The following is a 17,645-nucleotide window of genomic DNA, read 5'->3' on the forward strand; positions in this document are numbered from 1 at the left end:
GCCGCGGCTACGCTCCCACGATGACGAGGCCGAGGCACATCTCGTCGCTGGTCCCGTCGCCCCACACCACGTAGCGGGGCGCGGTGTCCTTCAGCTGCGGCAACCGGGCGCGCAGCGTCGCGTCGTGGGTGCAGGTCACCCGCAGCGTGTCACCCCGCCGCAGCGGGACCGGCTCGGCCAGGGGACGGATGGCCTGGTCGTCGAAGTCGTACCGGGGGACGTCCAGCAACGTCCTCGCGCCCGGCGTACCGGGGTTGAGCTCGATCCGGATGGACCGGCCCAGCAGGTGCATGTGACCGGCGGTCGCGTACACGGTGGCGGCCCGCGGCACGGGACGGTCGCAGCGCTGGGTCGGGCCGGCGACCGGCCGGCCGCCGCTGCACAGCCGGACGAGCTGCTCCTCCTGCCCGCCGACCTCCGGACCGAAGCGCTTCCCGACGTCGGCGACGGCCGCCGCCCGGTCGCACAGCGGACCCGTCTCGCCCGGCGCGCACGGCAGCTCGACCGGTGCGGGCAGCAGCGACGTCTGCAGCGGTGTCATCGCCGCCGTGGTGTCGTTGAGCCGCAGCCGGATCCCGGACCGGTCCGCCCCGCCGACCTTCCCGCCGGTCGCCAGCAGGTTGTAGTGGATCTGCATCACCAGGAGGCTGCCGGGCGGCATCGGGTAGCCGAGCCTCGGGTCGAGGAGGGTCTCGTCGGCACCCGGCGCCCATGACGCGACCCATGTGCCGCCGCGTACACCCGAGTCGCCGAAGCACGTCCACCCGTCCCCGGGCGCGCCGGCGTCGAGCTCGCGGGCCTCGGCGGCCGAGCCGGGCGAGATCCGGAAGAAGATCGCGTGGTGCACGACGGCGGCGTTCTGCGGCAGGAACCGGCTGCCGGTCAGGTACGCCTCCTTGGTCAGCCCCGGGTCGACGAGGAAGCAGCGGTACTCGTCGGTGCCGCCGTTCGGTGCCTTCGGCGTGTACGGCGCGGGCATCGACAGGTGCTGGAACCGTTCCCCGGCCCGCAGCGGCGCGGCGGGCGGCTCGGAACCGCCGCCGGCGTGCCCGCTGTGCGCCTCGACCGGCGCCTCGCTGCCGGGCGTGCTCTTTGTATCAGGCGTGCCTTGCGTGCACGCCGCGAGCAGCAGCACGGCGGCGGCGAGCACTGCCAGCTTCCTCATCGGTGCCTCCCCGTTTCCCATGGTGCGCGCAGTGGTCAACGGGTAGTCCCGGTGCCGGTCCAGGCGGCGGGCGCCGTGCCGTACGACGGTGGCAGCCGGGGCCAGGAGAGCGGGACACCGCCGACCGCGCCGGGCGGGGCGACGCCGGTCCAGCCGTTGCCGAGCGGCACCAGCCACGGCGCCACCGGTGCCCCGTGCTGAGGTGCTGCGTTCTGCGGCGGGTCGCCGGACGAGAGCAGCCAGGCCGAGGTCCGGGCCAGGGACACCTCGACGTGGGCGGCGACGCCGGTGCGTTCCCGCTCGGCGAGGGCCGTGAGGGCACCGGCGGCGGCGAAGTACCCGGTCGCGTGGTCGAGCAGCTGGCACGGCAGCGCCCCGGGCCGCCCGTCCGCGTCCCGCAGCAGCCAGCCGATCCCGGTCGCGACCTGCACCAGGCTGTCGAAGCCGCGCCGCCCGCCCCACGGCCCGGTCGTGCCCCACGCTGACAGGGTCACCACGACCGTGCCGGGGTGCCGCTCCGCGACCTGGTCCGGGTCGAGACCCAGCCGGCGCAGGGCTCCCGGCCGGTACCCGGTGACGAGCACGTCCGCGCCGGCGAGGAGGCGGTGCAGTGCCCGCAGGCCGTCGGCGGTGCCCGCGTCCAGCAGCGTGCTGGCCTTGCCGACGACCCCGTCGACGGCGTGCAGCGGCAGCTCCGGCCTGCCCGGATGGTCGACCCGCAGGACGTCGGCGCCGAGCGCGGCGAGCATCCGGGTGCCGACCGGCCCGGCGATGACCCGGGTCAGGTCCAGGACCCGGATCCCGTCCGCCGGCAGCGACCCTTGCCCGCCGCCCCGCCCGCCGGATCCCGACCGGCCGCGCGCCGCGCCGCCCAGGGCGCCGAACGGCGTGACGCGCACCAGCGCAGCCACGGCGTCCGCGCCGTGCGGAGTGCTGCGCGCGGGCGGGATCATGCCGTCCGGGCCTGGTGCGTCGCGCGTGTCCGGGCCGGGTGTGTCGCGTGCGGGTGGGCCGGGCCAGTCGCCGGGCTTGCGGGCTGCGACGGCGAGGCCGCCCTGGTCGTACACCAGCCGCTCGACCTGCAAGGCCGGCAACGCCGCGATCGCGTCCGCCACGCCCTCCTCGCCGGTGCCGAGGGCGGTCAGGAGCGCGGCGCGGTGCCACGGGTAGTTGGCGTGGGTGCGGACCCAGCCGTCCGCGGCCGGCCACAGGCGCGACAGCGGCGCGAACCCGTCGACACCCCGCCCGGCCGGGTCGCGCAGCAGCGCCTCGGCGCGGACGGCGGCCGCCGCGTGGGCGGGGTCGAGCGTGACCTCGGGGCGCCGGCCCGTCCGCGCCTCGGCCAGGTCCGCGGCCGCGGACAGACACATCGTCACGGCCTCGGTCGCGCATCCGTCGACATCCACCGGGCAATTCTCGCTCGACAACGCGTCGTGCGGGAGAGCATGCTCGCGGGACGATGGGGGCACTCGACATGATCGCCGGGCGGGTCGCCGGTGGCGCGACGATCAGTTTCCGGCCCAGCGGTTCGTCGATGGTTCCGCTGGTACGAAGCCGTCAGCTGGTCACCGTCAGCCCGGTCGACCCGGCCGCGGTCGAGGTCGGCGACATCGTCCTGGCGAAGGTCGCCGGCACCGTCTACCTGCACCTGGTCTCCGCCGTCGACCCGGCCGCCGGCCGGGTGCAGATCAGCAACAACCGCGGCCGGGTCAACGGCTGGACGGGCCACGCCAAGGTGTACGGCATCTGCGTCGCCGTCGACGGCGTCCCCCGCCCCCGCGTCGCCGGCAAGCTTCTGCAGTAAGTCGGACATCGGTTGTCAGGTTTTCCTGGCACTGTCCTCGGTATGGAACAACCACTGAAAGGCAAGGTCGCCCTGGTCGCGGGCGCGACGAGGGGTGCGGGCCGGCAGATCGCGGTGCAGCTCGGCGCGGCCGGTGCCACCGTGTACGCGACGGGCCGCACCACCCGGGCGCAGCCCTCGGAGATGGGCCGGCCCGAGACGATCGAGGAGACCGCCGAACTGGTCACGGCCGCGGGCGGCACCGGCATCGCCGTGCAGGTCGACCACCTCGTGCCCGACCAGGTGCGCGACCTGGTCGCCCGGATCGACGCCGAGCAGGGCCGCCTCGACGTCCTCGTCAACGACATCTGGGGCGCGGAGGGGCTGTTCACCTGGGACAAGCCGCTGTGGGAGGACTCCCTCGACACCGGCCTGCACATCCTGCGCCTGGCGATCGACACGCACATCGTCACCAGCTACTTCGCGCTGCCCCTGCTCATCCGCAGGCCCGGCGGCCTGGTCGTCGAGGTGACGGACGGCACGCTCGCGTACAACCTGGACAACTACCGCGTCTCGTTCTTCTACGACCTGGCGAAGATGTCCGTCCTGCGCCTCGCGTTCTCGCAGGCCCACGAGCTGAAACCGCACGGCGCGACGGCCGTGGCGGTCACCCCGGGCTGGCTGCGCTCGGAGGTGATGCTCGAGCACTTCGGCGTCACCGAGTCCAACTGGCTGGACGCGACCGCCAGGGAGCCGCACTTCGTCATCTCGGAGACCCCCGCCTACCTGGGCCGTGCCGTGGCCGCCCTGGCCGCCGACCCGGACGTTGCCCGCTGGACCGGGGAGTCGCTGTCGAGCGGGCAGCTGTCGCAGGTGTACGGCTTCACCGACCTCGACGGCAGCCGCCCCGACTGGTGGCGGTACTACCGTGAGGTCCAGGAGCCGGGCAAGCCCGCCGACGCGACCGGCTACCGGTAGAGCTCACCCATCCGGTGCGCGGCGGCGCGCATGAGCTCGCGCAGTTCCTCGGGGGCGAGCACCTCGACCTCGGGCCCGAGCCGCAGCAGCTGCGTGTACGCCACACCGACCGACTCCACCGGCAGGTCCAGCACCACCCGCCCCTGCTCGTCGGGCGGGTGGTGCGTCGCCTCCCGCACCGCCAGCGACTCCACCGCGTGCCGCAGCATCCGCAGCCCGGCGGGCGTGAGGCGGACCGTGACCCGCTCGGCGAGGACCCGCCGGACGAACTCGTCGGCCCGCACCGCCCAGAACCCGCCAAGGTCGAACCCTGGGTCCCGGGTGAACGCCGCCTCGTCGACGGTCAGATCGGCGATCCGGTCGACCCGGTACACCCGCAGATCCCCGCCGACCCGCCCGACGACGTACCAGGCCCCGTTCTTGAGCACGAGCCCGTACGGCTCGACGACCCGCGTCACCACCTCCCGCCCCCGCCCGTGGCGTTCCGGTCGGACTGCGTCGGCCCGCCGTTGCCCGGACAAGGCCACGTCCCGGTGGTCCTGGGCGATGTGTGCGGTGGTGTCGCGCTGGTTCTGAGCTGGGCCGGTCTTGGCGTCGCGGTGGTCGTGAGCGGCGTGGGTGGTGGTGTCGCGCTGTTCGTGAGGTGGGCGGGTCGTGGCGGGCCGTCGTTCGTACGTCAGCCGGACCACCCTGTCGTCCCACACCGCACGCGCGAGCTCGGCCAGCCACGGCGGCGGCTGCGCCTGGTCCTCGAACCACCCCGGCACGTCGAGGTGGAACCGCTGCCGTGCCCGGCTCGACGCGTCCCGGATCGGCGCCGGCAGCGCCGCGGCCACCTTCAGCTCCGCGACGGCGAGCACGTCCCCGAGGCCCATGTCGCGGGCCGGCCCCGGCAGCCCCGACAGGAACAGCGCTTCCGCCTCGGCCCGGCTGAGGCCGTTGAGCTTCGTGCGATACCCGTCGAGGAGCCGATACCCGCCGGCCCGCCCCTGCTCCGCGTAGACCGGCACCCCCGCCGCGGACAGCGCGAGGATGTCCCGGTAGATGGTGCGCTCGGACACCTCCAGCGCCTCGGCCAGCTCGCCCGCGGTGACGGTGCCCCCGGCCTGCAACAGCAGCACCAGCGAGATGAGCCGCGACGCACGCACCCCCTACACCGCTCCCGGCTCCGGCCCGTCGCCCTCCGCCACCGAACCTGAGCCCGGATTCGAGCCCGGGTTCGAGGCCTGGCCCGAGTTCGAGGCCGGAGCCGGGCTCAAGGCCGGGTTCGAGCCCGAAGCGGGGCGCGGGGCCGGGGCCGGACCCGCGCTCGGCGCTGTGTTCGTGTTCGTGGTCATGGCTGGATCTGATTCCGAGGTCGGACTCGGGCTCGATGCCGGACCCGGATCCGGCACGGGAAGCGGGTCCGAGCCCGGGTTCGAGGCCGGGGCCGGGTTCGGGTCCGAAGCGGGACGCGGGGCCGGAGCTGGGCTCGGAGCCTCGTCGGCCGGCGGGTCGAGGGTGTCGACGAGCCGGCGGATCTCCTCAGGGGATGCCGCGCCGTCCAGCTCGACGGTCACGTCGCCGCGCACGATGCGCACCCGTGGCGGCCGGGGGCGGGTGCCGCGCCAGGTCACCACCGCCACCAGCAGGCCGCCGAGCGCGATCCCGTTGCTGACCACGGCGTTGACGACCTCGAGCGCGGCGCCCATCTCGCCCGGACGCGGCGCCGCGGGGGTCAGGCTCACCCGGACCGTGCGGTAGATCTCGTCGTCGCGCAGCCACCGATACAGCTGCCGCAGCGACTCCTCGTCGTCGACCTCAAGGCGAATGTCCACGACGGAAAGGTACCGCGCGGGTACGACGTTTTTCCGCGCCCGGGACGCGGGTGCTCGGGTGAGGTCACGCTAAGCTTTTTCGAGTGAACGACGTGGAGCAGCACCCCGCCCGGCGCAACACCCGCCAGCGTGACGCCGTGATGACGCTGCTCAGCGACGTCGACGGGTTTCACAGCGCCCAGGAGCTGCACGTCATGCTCCGCGAGCGGGGCGCCAACGTCGGCCTCACGACCGTGTACCGCACGTTGCAGCTCCTCGCCGAGACCAACGAGATCGACGTCATGCAGGTCCCGGGCAGCGACACGCGGTACCGGCGCTGCAGCGACCGACACCATCACCACCTCGTCTGCCGCGGCTGCGGCCGCACCGTCGAGGTCCTCGGCCCCGCCGTCGAGCGCTGGGCGGACCGCATCGGTGAGGAGCACGGCTTCACCGACGTCAGCCACACCCTTGAGATCTTCGGCACGTGCGGGCGCTGCGCACGCTGATTTCGGCTGCTCATCCGGTACGCTGGCAGGGCGCGAAGGGGAGTAGTCCTCCAACTGCGTGGTCGACATACTGGGGCGCTCGCGTCCCCGGCCACGCGGCCCTCGGGTAGCCGGTTCCTCTGGCCGGCGATCCACAGGGCGGACGAGACCTTCGACTCAGGCTGAACAAGCCGGGTCGAGGTCGTCCGTGCCCTCCTCCCGGTTCTCTCCGGGAAGGTTTCTCAAGCCACATGAGCGGTTTCCTCGCTGCACTCGCGATCAGCTTCGGCGTCATCTTCGTCGCCGAGCTCGGCGACAAGTCCCAGCTGATGGCACTGACGTTCGCGACCAGGTTCAAGACCGTGCCGGTCCTCATCGGCATCACCATCGCCACCGCGGTCGTCCATCTCGTCTCCGTCGCCGTCGGGTACGGTCTCGGCGCCGCCCTCCCGACCGGCTGGATCGCCCTGGTCGCGGCCATCGCGTTCTTCGCCTTCGGCGCCTGGACCCTGCGCGGCGACTCCCTCACCGACGCCGAACGCGACAAGGCCGCCCAGCCCACCACCCGCTCCGCGATCATCGTCGTCGGCGTCGCGTTCTTCCTGGCCGAACTCGGCGACAAGACCATGCTCGCCACGATCACGCTCGCCACCCAGCACGGCTGGTTCGGCACCTGGCTCGGCTCCACGATCGGCATGGTCGCCGCCGACGCCCTCGCCATCGTCGCCGGCCGCGCCCTCGGCAAGCGCCTCCCGGAACGCGCCATCAAGTACGGCGCCGCCGTCCTGTTCTTCCTCTTCGGCATCTGGCTCCTGGTCGACGCCATCCGCGAACTCGTGTAACCCCCATCGTCGTGTACGTCCGTCCTGCCGCCGCTCGGAACGGTGGCAGGACGGACCGTCGGTCCGTGACCAGGGCGGGGCGGCGTCTCGCGAGCCGCGGTGACGCGTCAGTTGGCCGGCACCGCGCCGCCGGCCTGCCAGGTGTTCCAGGGCACGTTCCAGTCGCCGTACCCGTCCCAGGTCGGCATCGTCGGGCCGCCGGTGCCGGTGTAGGTGATCGGGTCGCCGACCTGGGCGAAGTCGAAGTACGCCTTGGCGTTCGCCTCGGTCAGGTTGGTGCAGCCGTGGGAGGTGCTGCGCTGGCCGATGTTGCCGCCGTTCCAACTGGCCGAGTGGACGTACTCGCCGGAGTTGGTGATCCGTACCGACCACGGCACCTGCTCGTCATAGCCGTCGCCGGCCATGTGTTCGACCGCTTTCTTCTCCATGACGACCTTGGTGCCGTTGAACGTGGGGGTGCTCGCCTTGCCCAGCGACACCGGGAAGTCGAAGACCTGCTTGCCGTCGGAGGTCACGACTATCCGCAGGGTCTTGCCGTCGACCTTGCCGATGTTCGCCGGCCCGGTCTTCATGTCGAGGGTCAGACTGTTGTCGTACACCAGCCCGGCCCCGCCCGACTTGCCCTTCGTGTCGAGGTGCATGGCGACCTCGGCATGCGCCGGCCAGAACTCGGCCGGGCGGTAGTGTGCCTCGATCGGGTAGCCCGCGTAGATCGTGGACTTCTGGAAGTACCACGCGCCCTGGACCGGCGCACCGTTGACGGTGACCTGGGTCGCCGCGTCGAAGTCCTTGGCGCTGGTGATCGACGCCGACAGGTACGCGATGATCGGCATGCCCACGCCGTACGTCGCCCCGTCCTTCTCGTACAGCCGCACGTGCACCGGCTTGCCGCTCGGCGCCGGCGACACCGATGGCGACGCGGCCCCGTCCGGCTGCTGGCCCGACGACGGAGCCCCTGACCACGATGCCTTCGGCGCGGAGTTCCCGCCGCACGCCGTCAACCCGAGACCAAGGCCGACCAGCAGCGCCGTCACCCGCACGCGGTGAGAAGATCGCATAACCACGACGATGCCCCTTGTACGCGCCCGCCGCCACCGCTGCCCGGCTCGACCACATCACAATCGACCGCCAGACTGAAATCCGGACGTTGTCGCTGGATGGCATCGTCAATGTACGGATGCGTTCATCGGTCTCATTGATGTGCTCATCGGTGGATCACTGGTGCTACAAGCTGGTCACGCGTGCCACGGAGAAGGAAGTTCGAAGCCTTCGTTGGAGCGGAATCAGGCGACGAAACGCACCTACTCTGACCGCGCGCCTGTAGCGGCCGCGGAATCGAACCCGGCCGTCGAGTGCGCGATCAGATTCCTGCTTCACTGACCGGCCGAACCCTTCGCAGCCGAGCTCGCGAACATCGAAGTCCGCGAGATCTCGCTGGTCTCGGAACTCGGCGGCACCTGGTTGCCGGTCTCGCAAACAGAACCGTCCCGTGGCGCACGGCGGCCAGCGGTCGGGTCGTGGTGCGCCCGGCGGTTGGTACGTCGAGCGTCTGCACGGGTGTGGTTGGACGCCGGTTTGCGGGCGGCTACTGGACTGCCGGCTATCCGCGGCCCGTCGGAATCCGGGCTGCCCGCGACCGGTCGGAGTCCGAGCTGCCCACCCGGTCCGATGCCCGCGGCCCACGGAACGGCGCGACCCCGGTCGCGCGCAACCGGCCGGGTGTCCCGCGCACGCGACCCGGCCGGATGCCCTGCGCACGCGGCGCCGGGCGGTTTCCCGGCTGCGTGCGCAGGACGAAACGGTCGAAGGAGTGTTACCGGCGCTTCGTGGGCTTCTCGATGCGGTCCGTGCCGACCTTCTCGCGCAGCACCTCGGGGACGAGGACCGAGCCGTCGGCCTGCTGGAACTGCTCGAGGATCGCCGGGAAGATGCGGCTGGTCGCCAGGGCGGAGCCGTTCAGGGTGTGGACGAAGCGGTTGTTCTTCGAGCCGGGCACGCGGTAGCGGATGCCGGCGCGGCGGGCCTGGTAGTCGCCGGCCCAGGAGACCGACGACACCTCCTTGTACTTCCCGGTGCTCGGCATCCAGACCTCGATGTCAATGGTCTTGCGCATCGAGGCGCTGGAGTCGCCGGCGGCGAGCAGGGAGCGGCGGAAGTGCAGGCCGAGCGAGCTGACCAGGTCCTCGGCGTAGTCGACCATCTCCTCGAGGGTCTTCTCGCCGTCCTCGGGGGTGGTGAACTGGAAGATCTCGACCTTGTTGAACTGGTGGCCGCGCACGGTGCCGCGCTCGTCGGAGTGCGAGCCGGCCTTCTCGCTGCGGTAGCAGGGCGTGTACGCATACGCCTTGTGCGGCAGGTCGGCGGTCTCGAAGATCTCGTTCTGGTAGGCGCCGAGGATCGCCGTCTCCGAGGTGGGCAGCAGGAAGCGGCCGCGCTCGTCCTCGTCGGTGGCGATGTGGAACACGTCGTCGTAGAACTTCGGGAACTGGCCCGCCGCATAGCCCGCCGAGTCCAGCAGCAGGTGCGGCGGCAGCATGAACTGGTAGCCGGCGGCGAAGTGCCGGTCGATGAACCAGTTGACCAGGGCCCACTCCAGCCGGGCGCCCCAGCCGGTGTAGATCCAGAAGCCGGAGCCGCCGAGCTTGACGCCGCGCTCGAAGTCGACGAGGCCGAGCTCGTTGGCCAGGGTGACGTGGTCGCGGATGTTGTCGATCTTCGGGGCCTCGCCGAAGACCTTGACGACGACGTTGGCCTCCTTGCCGCCGGCCACGACGTCGTCGGCGGGCAGGTTGGGCAGCTCGCTCATCGCGGTGGTGAGCTGCTCCTGCACGGCCGCGAGGCGCTCCTCGAGCTCCTGCAGCGCCGCCTTCGCGTCGCGGGTGGTCGGCTCGATCGCCTGGCCGGCCGCCTTCGCGGCGCCGAAGGCGCGGGCCTCCTCCTTGCGGCGGGCACGCTCGGCGTCGATGTCGCCGATGAGCTCACGGCGCTGCTTGTCCAGCTCGGCGATCGCACTCAGCGAGCGGGACACCTCGGACGGGTCGAGCCTCTTGGACAGTGCGGCCTCGACGGAGGCCCGGTCCTTGCGAATCAACTCGATGTCGAGCATGTCTGCCGCGCACCTTTGCCTAGTTTTTCGGGACGCCATGGATGTTACCGGGTTGGTCCGACACATTTTCCCGACCGCCACCCTGACGCACGACAGAGCCGAGGAGCTGACCGCTGATGATGGTGCGGCTGGTCGACCTGCCCCGGTCCGCCGATGTACCGGTCCTGCTGGCCGTCGTCCTCTACTACGGCAGCGCCGTGGCGCTCGCGATGGCCGGCGCCGTCACGGCCGTGTACGTGCGGCTGCGCGACGTGCCGTACACCGGCAGCACGGCAAAGGCGATGCTCCTGCTCATCCCGGTCGCCGCCCTCGTCGTGACGCCCATGACGACGGGCTTCGCGTGGACGACCGGCTACAGCACCTCGTCGCCGCGCACGCCGGTGCCGTCCTGCTCGCCCGGCGCCGGGCACGGCTCGCCCTCTAGGCTTGGCACATGCCCCGGGATTCGATCTGGACCCGCCCCGACCGCGGGTCCCGGGGCCCCGTCCCGCAGCACACCCGCGCCGAGATCGTCGCCGCCGCTGTGGTACTGGCAGACGCCGGCGGCCTGCCGGCTGTCTCGATGCGGGCGGTCGCCGCGGCGTTGAACACGGGCGCCGGGTCCCTGTACCGCTACCTGTCGTCCCGCGACGACCTGCTCGACCTCATGGCGGACGCCGTCCTCACCGAGCTGCCGCTGGACCGCCCGCTCACCGGCGACTGGCTCGAGGACCTGGTGGAGATCGCCCGCGACCAGCTCGTCCTGTACCGCCGCCACCCCTGGCTCCCCGAGGCCGCCCGCCGCCCGGGCGCCTACGGTCCACGCGCCGTCGCCTACTTCGAGCACTGCCTGACCGTCATGGCCCCGCTGCCCTGCCCGCCGGGCACGAAGATGGAGACGATGGCCGTCGTCACCGGCGTCGTCTCGCTGTTCACGGTGCCGCCGCCCACCACCCCGCGGCCGGACGACCCTGAGGCCGCCGAGCAGAAGCAGGCCGCCGCCGCACACCTGTTCTCCCTGATCGACCCGCGGTCCCACCCGCACCTGACGGCCGCGTTCACCACCCCGGCCGCGCCCCCGGCAACCCCCGACCTGTTCGAACGCACCATCCGCAGCCTCCTGCGCGGCCTGCTCTCCCCGGACCCCTGACTCACCACGGTGCGCCGGACCGGCGCTGCGCCCGTTCGAGCAGCTCGGCGGGCCACCCACGCTGCGGCGCGGTGTCCGGGACGGCGAGCCCGCGGGCACGCTCGATCCGATCCCATGCCTGGTCCGCCGGCACCCCGTTGGGGACCAGGATGCCGGCGGCGAGCAGCGAGGCACGGCCGATCCCGATCCTGCAGTGGGTGACGACGTGCGCGCCGCCGCGGAGCCGGTCGGCGAGACGCCGGACGTCGGGCAGGACGACGCCCGGGTCGGGCACGCCCCGGTCGGGAATCGGGATGGAGACGAACTCCAGCCCCGCGTCACGGGCCGCACCGGCCTCCTCGGCAAGCCCGACCTCGTGAAGCTCGGGCGTCGTCAGCGCGCAGACGAGGATGTCGACGCCGGCGGCCCGCAGCGCGGCCATCTCGTCGTCGAGCCAGTCCCCGCCCCGGGGTTTGGCCATGGTACTGAGCCGGCCAGGCCCGGCCTGGTCAACGGTGAACAGAGCGGGACGCATGTGCCGGACCTGCCTTTCTGATCGCTGGAAGCCCGGTCACGGGTGCTTGGTTGCCGAGACGTCGGTCCGGCGGCGTCCGTCGTCGTCGAGCGGGGCAGCGCCCGGCAAGCCGCAGCGGGCGCACGACATCCGATGCGGAACTCGTCCGAGGACCGGTCGGCGCTGGATGTTGGACGATGCCGCTCTACGTGGAAGCCGGCGATTCTCCGCCCGCGGAGGGGCCGTCACCGTGCGGCGTGGCCCGCGAGGTTCGTGCGTGCCGGCCTCATCGGCAGGAGGATCGAGGTCTTCCTGCCACGGCCACGGCGGCGGTCGCAGCTCATCAGGACTGTGATACTCAAGCTCACGACTTGCTCGCCCGCGTCGTCCGTCCGCCATTGCCCGACCTCCGCCCGAATGCAAGCCGTCTCTCGCTACGCCGCTGCACCAAGTGTGACCGGAGCGGTGCCGGGCAACGTCAGCGTCCGCCGCAGCCCCGCTCCGGTTTCGACCGCGAAGCCGGGCCGTCGGCAGATCCATCCGGCCAACTGCCGCACCGAGGTGGGTGGCGCGCCATTGTCAGGTCAGGTGTCGGCGTGGTCCCGGCCCGGCACCATCCTCGCGCACGGCCGCAGGAAACAGATGTCGCACGGCGCCGACTCGCCGTCGCACGATTGCGCCTTTGTGGCGTCGAGGTGGACGGCGGGACGGCGGCTGGAGGCGAAGTCGGCGGAGTGAGGTTGGCATGGCGGTGCGGGGTCGGGGTCGGGGCCGGTGCGGAAGCGTCGACGGCGAAGTGCAGCCAGGGCTTGTCGGGTTCGGCGACGGGTGGGCAACCTGGCGTCGGCCCGTTGCTGCTGTGTGTTGTTCGCTGACGGGGCATCGGCTGTCCGGTGCGAATCGATCACCACCGCCCAGCGTCAGGTTTCGGCGTGGCCGGCCCTCGACGTGACACTGCGGTGTGGTCGCGGCTCGGCATCCCCTCGCGCACGGTCGCAGGTCGACGGTCAGCACGGTATCGGTTCTGGCCTCGGGTGGGGGCTGCGCGTGGACGTGGGCGGCGGGACCGTCCTGTGGTGACCGGGCGGCCGTGGACCGGACGGCTGCGAACTGGTGTCGGCCGTTGGGTGGCTGTTTGTGCAAGCCCGTTGCTGGAGTGCGCGGCGTGGTTGCGGCTCGGCGCGACCCTCGCGCGGTTGCTGGTCGACAGTTCGCACGGCATCGGTTCTGCCCTTCAGGCGTGGGCTGCGACGTTGAGGTGGGCGGCGGGGCGGCGGCCGTGGTGACCGAACTGCCGCAGAGCGGGCGTGGGCCCTGCCGTCGCGCGTTCGGTGATGGGCGGGCCGCCTAGGTCGGTCCGTTGCTGCCGTGCGTTGTTCGGTGACAGGGCGTCGGCTGCCCGGTGTGGATCGGTCACCGCCGCCTGGCGTCGGGTTTCGGCGCGGCCGGTGCCCGGCGTGACACCGCGGCATGGTCGCGGCCCGGCACCATCCTCGTGCACGATCGCAGGTCAACAGATGCCGCCCGGCGCTGGCTCGCCGTCGCGTGACCGTGCCTTTGCGGCGCCGGGGTGGGCGGCGGGACCGTGGCTGGGGAGCGGAGCCGGCGGCACGAGGCCGGTGCGGCGGTGCGGCGGTGGCGGGCCGGGGTCGGGGCGGTAGGGGAGCGCCTGCGGCGCAGTGCAGCCAGGGCCTTTCGGCTGTGGCGGGGATTCAGCGACGGGTGGGCAACCTGGCGTCGGCCCGTTTGCTGCCGTGCGACGTCGCCGCCGGCGGTGTCGAAGATGGCGATGTTTCGGTGTCGGGGTGGCTGTCCGGTGTGGATCGGTCACCGCCGCCCGGCGTCAGGTTTCGGCGTGGCCGGCCCTCGACGTGACACTGCGGCATGGTCGTGGCCCGGCATCATCCTCGCGCACGGAGGCAGGTCAACAGGTGTCGCACGGCGTCGGCTCACCGTCGTGTGATCGTGCCCTTGCGGCGTCGAGGTGGACGGGCGGGACCGCGGCCGGGGAGCGGAGTCGGCGGCAGGAGGTTGGTGTGGCGGTGCGGGGCCAGGGGGTGGCGGGCCGGTGGGGGAGCGCGTCGACTGCGCAGCGCAGCCAGGGGCTTGTCAGGGATGGCGGGGGCGGGTGTGGCGGCTGGCGGGTTTCGGCGACAGGGACCTGGCGTCGACCTGTTGCTGCCGTGCGTTTGTTCGGTGACGGGAGCCGGCTGCCCAGTGTGAATCGGTCGCCGGCGCCCGACGTCAGGCTTCGGCGTGGCCGGCGCCCGGCGCGAGACCGCGGCGTGGTCTTGGCTAGGCACCAACCTCGCGCACGGTCGCAGGTCAACAGATGCCGCCCGGCGCTGGCCCTCGCCGGTCGCGTGATTGTGCCTTTGCGGGGTCGAGGTGGACGGCGGGACCGCGGCTGGGGGAGCGGAGTCGGCGGCAGGAGGTTGGTGTGGCGGTGCGGGTCAGGGTGGCGGGCCGGGGTCGGGGCGGTGGGGAGCGCTTACGGCGCAGTGCAGCCAGGGCTTGTCGGCTGTGGAGGGGGTTCGGCGATGGGTGGGCAGCCTGGCATCGGCCCGTTTGCTGCCGTGCGACGTCGCCGCCGGTGGTGTCGAAGATGGCGATGTTTCGGTGAAGGGGCGGCTGCCCGGCGTGGATCGGTCACCGCGGCAGCTGCGTCGACCGGTTCGGCGTCCCGTGGATGGTCAACATCAGTCAGCCATCGCCGCCCGGCGTCAGGTTTCGGCGTGGCCGCCGCACCGCGTGAGGCTGCGGCGTGGTCGCGGCTCGGCGCCGTCCTCGCGCACGGACGCAGGTCAACAGGTGCCGAACGGCCCTGGCTCGCCTTCGCATGACTCCACCCTTGCGGCGTCGAGGTGGACCGCAGTTGGGGGGAGCGGAACCCGTGGCTCGAAACGGGTGCGGGGGTCAGGGATGGCGGGCCGGGGTCGGTGCCGGGGCCGGTGGGGGCGCGTCGACCGCACAGTGCAGCCAAGGCTTCTCAGGGGTGGCAGGGGTGGGGGCTGCAGCGGCCGGCGGGCGTGGTGGGTTGCGGATCGTGGCGGCGGCCAGGGCGCCCGCCACCAGGCAGAGGGCGGCGCAGATCAGGACCGCGGTGTGGAAGCCGGTGGAGAGGCGGGACGGGTCCAGGTAGGCGGTGCCGGTGATGCCCGCGGCGGCGGGGAGGACGGCGACGGCGACGAGGCCGGCGGCGCGGGCGACGTCGTTGTTGACCGCGGAGGCCATGCCGGCGTGGCTGGAGCGGGCGGAGGACAGGGCGGTCGACGTGAGGGGGGCGACTGTCGTGGCGAGGCCGAGGCCGAGGACGGTGACGGCCGGGAGGACCTCGGTGACATACGAGCCGGACGCCGTGATCCGTGCGAACAGGGCCATCCCGAGGCCGACGACGAGAGGGCCGGCGCTCATCTGCAGGCGCGGGCCGATGCGGGCGGCGAGGGCGCCGGAGCGGGCGGACAGGGCCAGCATGATGGCGGTGACCGGCAGGAGGGAGACGCCGGCCTGCAGGGCCGTGTAGCCGGCGACCTGCTGGAGCTGGATCGGCAGGAGGAACAGGGCGCCGCCGATCGCGCCGTAGACGACGAACGTGACGACGTTGGTGGCGCTGAACTGCGGTGAGGTGAAGAGGTCCAGTGGCAGCATCGGGTGGGCGGTGCGTCGCTCCCACCAGACGAACGCGGCGAGCAGCAGCACGCCGCCGCACAGGGACGTGAGGACGGCGGGGCTGGTCCAGCCGAGGGAGTGGCCCTCGATGAGCCCATATGTGAGGCCGACGAGGCCGAGGGTGACGAGGGTGCCGCCGGGGACGTCGACGGGGCCGGTGGCGGTGGTGTCGCGGGACTCGGGGACGTGGCGCCAGGTGAGCAGGACGACGACGACGGCGATCGGCACGTTGATGGCGAAGATGAGGCGCCAGGAGGCGGCGCCGACGAGCCAGCCGCCGAGGAACGGGCCGATGGCGGTGGCGACGCCGCCGAGGCCGGACCAGGCGCCGATCGCGCGGCTGCGGTCCTCCCGGCGGAACGACGCCTGCAGGATGGCGAGGCTGCCGGGGGTGAGCAGGGCCGCGCCGACGCCCTGCAGGGCGCGGGCGGCGATGAGGGTCGGTGCGTCGGGCGCGGCGCCGCACAGCACGGACGCGACCGCGAACCAGACGACGCCGACGAGGAAGATCCGGCGCCGGCCATACCGGTCGCCGAGTGCTCCCGCGATGAGCAGCAGCCCGGCGAGGGCGAGCGTGTAGGAGGTGACGACCCACTGCAGCGTCTCGAGGTCGGCGCCGAACGACCGGCCGATCGCCGGCAGCGCGATCCCGACCACCGTCGCGTCGATCGCCGCGATGCCGGACCCGAGGATCGTCGCGGTCAGGACCCAGCGGCCCGTCGCGCTGCCGTACGAGAGCGTTGCCATGCGAAGAACCTAGCTCCCGGGTGTGACAGAAACGCTTCAGTGCCGGTGGCCGCGGACCTTCACCTTGAAGTTCATCGACGGCCCGGGCGTCGGCGCGGTCTTCGTGACGAGCGTGTACCCCGGCGGGTCGAGCTCCAGGTCCAGGCGGTGGAACACGCGCGCCATCGACAGGGCCATCTGCACGTCGGCGAAGCTCTTGCCGAGGCACGTGTGCGGTCCCCGCCCGTACGGCGAGTACGCGCCGGGCCGCAGGTGCTCCGAGCGTGGTTTGGCGTACCGCTCGACGTCGAAGCGCGCCGGGTCCGGGAAGTACTCCTCCATGAAGTGCGGGACGGTCGTGCCGATGTACACCATCTCGCCCTCCTTGATCGTGTGCCCGGCGAACTCGAAGTCCCGGGTGGCGGTCCGGTTGAGCGCGACCGCGATCGGGTGGAGCCGCATCGTCTCCATCAGCGCGTACCGGATCGTCGGGATCTTGCGCAGGTCGTCGTCGGTGATGGGGCCCGCGGCGAACAGCGCGTCGGCCTCCTCCTGCACGCGGGCGAGGACCTCGGGGTGCTTGAGGACGCGGTAGATGAACGCCGCGGTCGTGTTCGCCACCGTGTCCAGGCCCGCGACGTACGGCCCGGTCAGCGCGAGCGTGAGGTCGTTGACCGGCAGGACGCCCTCACGGTTGAGGTGCACGTCCATGAGGTCCTCGACGAGGTTGCGCTCCGCCTCGGGCCTGCTGCCGGCGCTCGCCCGAAGGCTCGCGATCATCGTGTCGCCGAGCTCGAACACCCGCGCCCTGGCCTTGCGGTATTTCGGGTGCCTGAGCAGGATCTTCGGCCGCTGCCTGGTGACCAGGACGTTGAGCACGTACAGCGTCATGGTGCGGATGTCCGGCACGTACTGCAGGGGCGCGTTGCCGGTGAGGATCGTGCCGAGCTGGTCGGTGACCATGTACTGCAGGGCGTGCACGACGGGCACGGACCGGCCGGGCGTCCAGTCGCGCTCCAGGACCCGGTCGGTGATCTCGACGAGCTCGTTGCCGCGGCCCTTGATCGCGTCGCGGGAGTAGCCGCGGCGCATGATGTCGCGCAGCTCCTTGTGGCTGTCGCCGTCCTCGCCGAGGATCGTGCGGGTGCCGCCGTACTCGTCGAGGAAGCCCTGCCAGAACTCCTTCGAGCGCAGGCATTCGCGGCCTTCGCGGGAGCCCATGAACTCGGCCGCCTCGGCGCCGGCGATGACGGTGTGCGTCTTGTTGAACAGCCGGATCCGGAAGACGGGGCCGTTGTCGCGGTAGGCCTGGGCGAAGAACGCGGCCGGGTCCTTGGCCAGCTCAAGGACGTTGCCGATGACGGGCCGCCCTTTCGCCACGGGGATCGGGCGCGCGGCGGCGGGGGCTGTTTCGGTGACTGTCATTGAGCGTCGACCCTCCGTGGTCTCGGCGACACGTCGCGGAAATCG

Annotated in this window: 15 protein-coding genes; 6 read left to right on the top strand and 9 right to left on the bottom strand. The window is 72.4% G+C overall.

The features are described 5' to 3' along the window. Positions 1-7 precede the first annotated feature (7 nt). Together ACZ6TV_RS46850 and ACZ6TV_RS46855 are read right to left on the bottom strand one after the other, a co-directional pair. Positions 8-1,165, bottom strand: a complete 1,158-nt coding sequence (locus ACZ6TV_RS46850) for a monooxygenase (RefSeq protein WP_465306631.1) — start codon at positions 1,163-1,165, stop codon at positions 8-10. Between the two features lie 35 nt (positions 1,166-1,200). Continuing rightward, a complete protein-coding gene (locus tag ACZ6TV_RS46855; RefSeq protein ID WP_465306633.1) occupies positions 1,201-2,571 on the bottom strand; it encodes a CoA transferase in 1,371 nt (456 codons plus the stop codon). A gap of 53 nt (positions 2,572-2,624) precedes the next feature. Between ACZ6TV_RS46855 and ACZ6TV_RS46860 the strand changes: the two genes are divergently transcribed. Both ACZ6TV_RS46860 and ACZ6TV_RS46865 read left to right on the top strand, forming a co-directional pair. Continuing rightward, entirely contained in the window at positions 2,625-2,969 is a 345-nt protein-coding gene (locus ACZ6TV_RS46860; RefSeq protein ID WP_465306635.1) for a hypothetical protein, read from the top strand. A 42-nt stretch (positions 2,970-3,011) separates the two neighbouring features. Then, on the top strand, positions 3,012-3,926 hold the full coding sequence (locus ACZ6TV_RS46865) for an SDR family oxidoreductase (protein ID WP_465306637.1): 915 nt from the start codon (positions 3,012-3,014) through the stop codon (positions 3,924-3,926). On the opposite strand, the gene ACZ6TV_RS46870 is transcribed toward ACZ6TV_RS46865, so the two are convergent. Both ACZ6TV_RS46870 and ACZ6TV_RS46875 read right to left on the bottom strand, forming a co-directional pair. Next, the gene (locus ACZ6TV_RS46870) at positions 3,917-5,074 is read right to left on the bottom strand and encodes a helix-turn-helix transcriptional regulator (protein ID WP_465306639.1); all 1,158 of its coding nucleotides are present in this window, start codon (positions 5,072-5,074) and stop codon (positions 3,917-3,919) included. The genes ACZ6TV_RS46865 and ACZ6TV_RS46870 overlap by 10 nt on opposite strands. A 3-nt stretch (positions 5,075-5,077) precedes the next feature. Continuing rightward, positions 5,078-5,743: an effector-associated constant component EACC1 gene (locus ACZ6TV_RS46875; protein ID WP_465306641.1), complete on the bottom strand. Its 666-nt coding sequence runs from the start codon at positions 5,741-5,743 to the stop codon at positions 5,078-5,080. A gap of 83 nt (positions 5,744-5,826) precedes the next feature. Between ACZ6TV_RS46875 and ACZ6TV_RS46880 the strand changes: the two genes are divergently transcribed. After that, positions 5,827-6,231, top strand: a complete 405-nt coding sequence (locus ACZ6TV_RS46880) for a Fur family transcriptional regulator (protein ID WP_465306643.1) — start codon at positions 5,827-5,829, stop codon at positions 6,229-6,231. 230 nt (positions 6,232-6,461) lie between these two features. Then, complete coding sequence (locus tag ACZ6TV_RS46885; RefSeq protein ID WP_465306645.1) at positions 6,462-7,052, top strand: TMEM165/GDT1 family protein; 591 nt, start codon at positions 6,462-6,464, stop codon at positions 7,050-7,052. A gap of 107 nt (positions 7,053-7,159) precedes the next feature. Here the strand turns inward: ACZ6TV_RS46885 and ACZ6TV_RS46890 are convergent, their stop codons facing one another. Both ACZ6TV_RS46890 and serS read right to left on the bottom strand, forming a co-directional pair. Next, a complete protein-coding gene (locus ACZ6TV_RS46890; RefSeq protein WP_465306647.1) occupies positions 7,160-8,110 on the bottom strand; it encodes a L,D-transpeptidase in 951 nt (316 codons plus the stop codon). A gap of 755 nt (positions 8,111-8,865) precedes the next feature. After that, complete coding sequence (gene serS / locus ACZ6TV_RS46895) at positions 8,866-10,158, bottom strand: serine--tRNA ligase (RefSeq protein ID WP_465306649.1); 1,293 nt, start codon at positions 10,156-10,158, stop codon at positions 8,866-8,868. A gap of 116 nt (positions 10,159-10,274) precedes the next feature. Here serS and ACZ6TV_RS46900 point away from each other — a divergent pair, with 116 nt between their 5' ends. Together ACZ6TV_RS46900 and ACZ6TV_RS46905 are read left to right on the top strand one after the other, a co-directional pair. Further along, complete coding sequence (locus ACZ6TV_RS46900; protein WP_465306651.1) at positions 10,275-10,745, top strand: hypothetical protein; 471 nt, start codon at positions 10,275-10,277, stop codon at positions 10,743-10,745. Continuing rightward, positions 10,682-11,287 carry a TetR/AcrR family transcriptional regulator gene (locus tag ACZ6TV_RS46905; protein ID WP_465306653.1) on the top strand — a complete coding sequence of 202 codons (606 nt, stop codon included), beginning with the start codon at positions 10,682-10,684 and terminating at the stop codon, positions 11,285-11,287. The genes ACZ6TV_RS46900 and ACZ6TV_RS46905 overlap by 64 nt, the downstream gene beginning before the upstream one ends. A 1-nt stretch (position 11,288) precedes the next feature. On the opposite strand, the gene ACZ6TV_RS46910 is transcribed toward ACZ6TV_RS46905, so the two are convergent. The 3 genes from ACZ6TV_RS46910 to ACZ6TV_RS46920 all read right to left on the bottom strand — a co-directional run bounded on the left by ACZ6TV_RS46910 (position 11,289) and on the right by ACZ6TV_RS46920 (position 17,600). After that, positions 11,289-11,801: a protein-tyrosine phosphatase family protein gene (locus ACZ6TV_RS46910; protein ID WP_465306655.1), complete on the bottom strand. Its 513-nt coding sequence runs from the start codon at positions 11,799-11,801 to the stop codon at positions 11,289-11,291. Positions 11,802-14,696: 2,895 nt separating this feature from the next. Beyond that, complete coding sequence (locus ACZ6TV_RS46915; protein WP_465306657.1) at positions 14,697-16,196, bottom strand: DHA2 family efflux MFS transporter permease subunit; 1,500 nt, start codon at positions 16,194-16,196, stop codon at positions 14,697-14,699. 36 nt (positions 16,197-16,232) lie between these two features. Further along, positions 16,233-17,600: a cytochrome P450 gene (locus ACZ6TV_RS46920; protein WP_465306659.1), complete on the bottom strand. Its 1,368-nt coding sequence runs from the start codon at positions 17,598-17,600 to the stop codon at positions 16,233-16,235. Between the last annotated feature and the right edge of the window lie 45 nt (positions 17,601-17,645).

The organism is Dactylosporangium sp. NPDC051087, assembly GCF_055586325.1.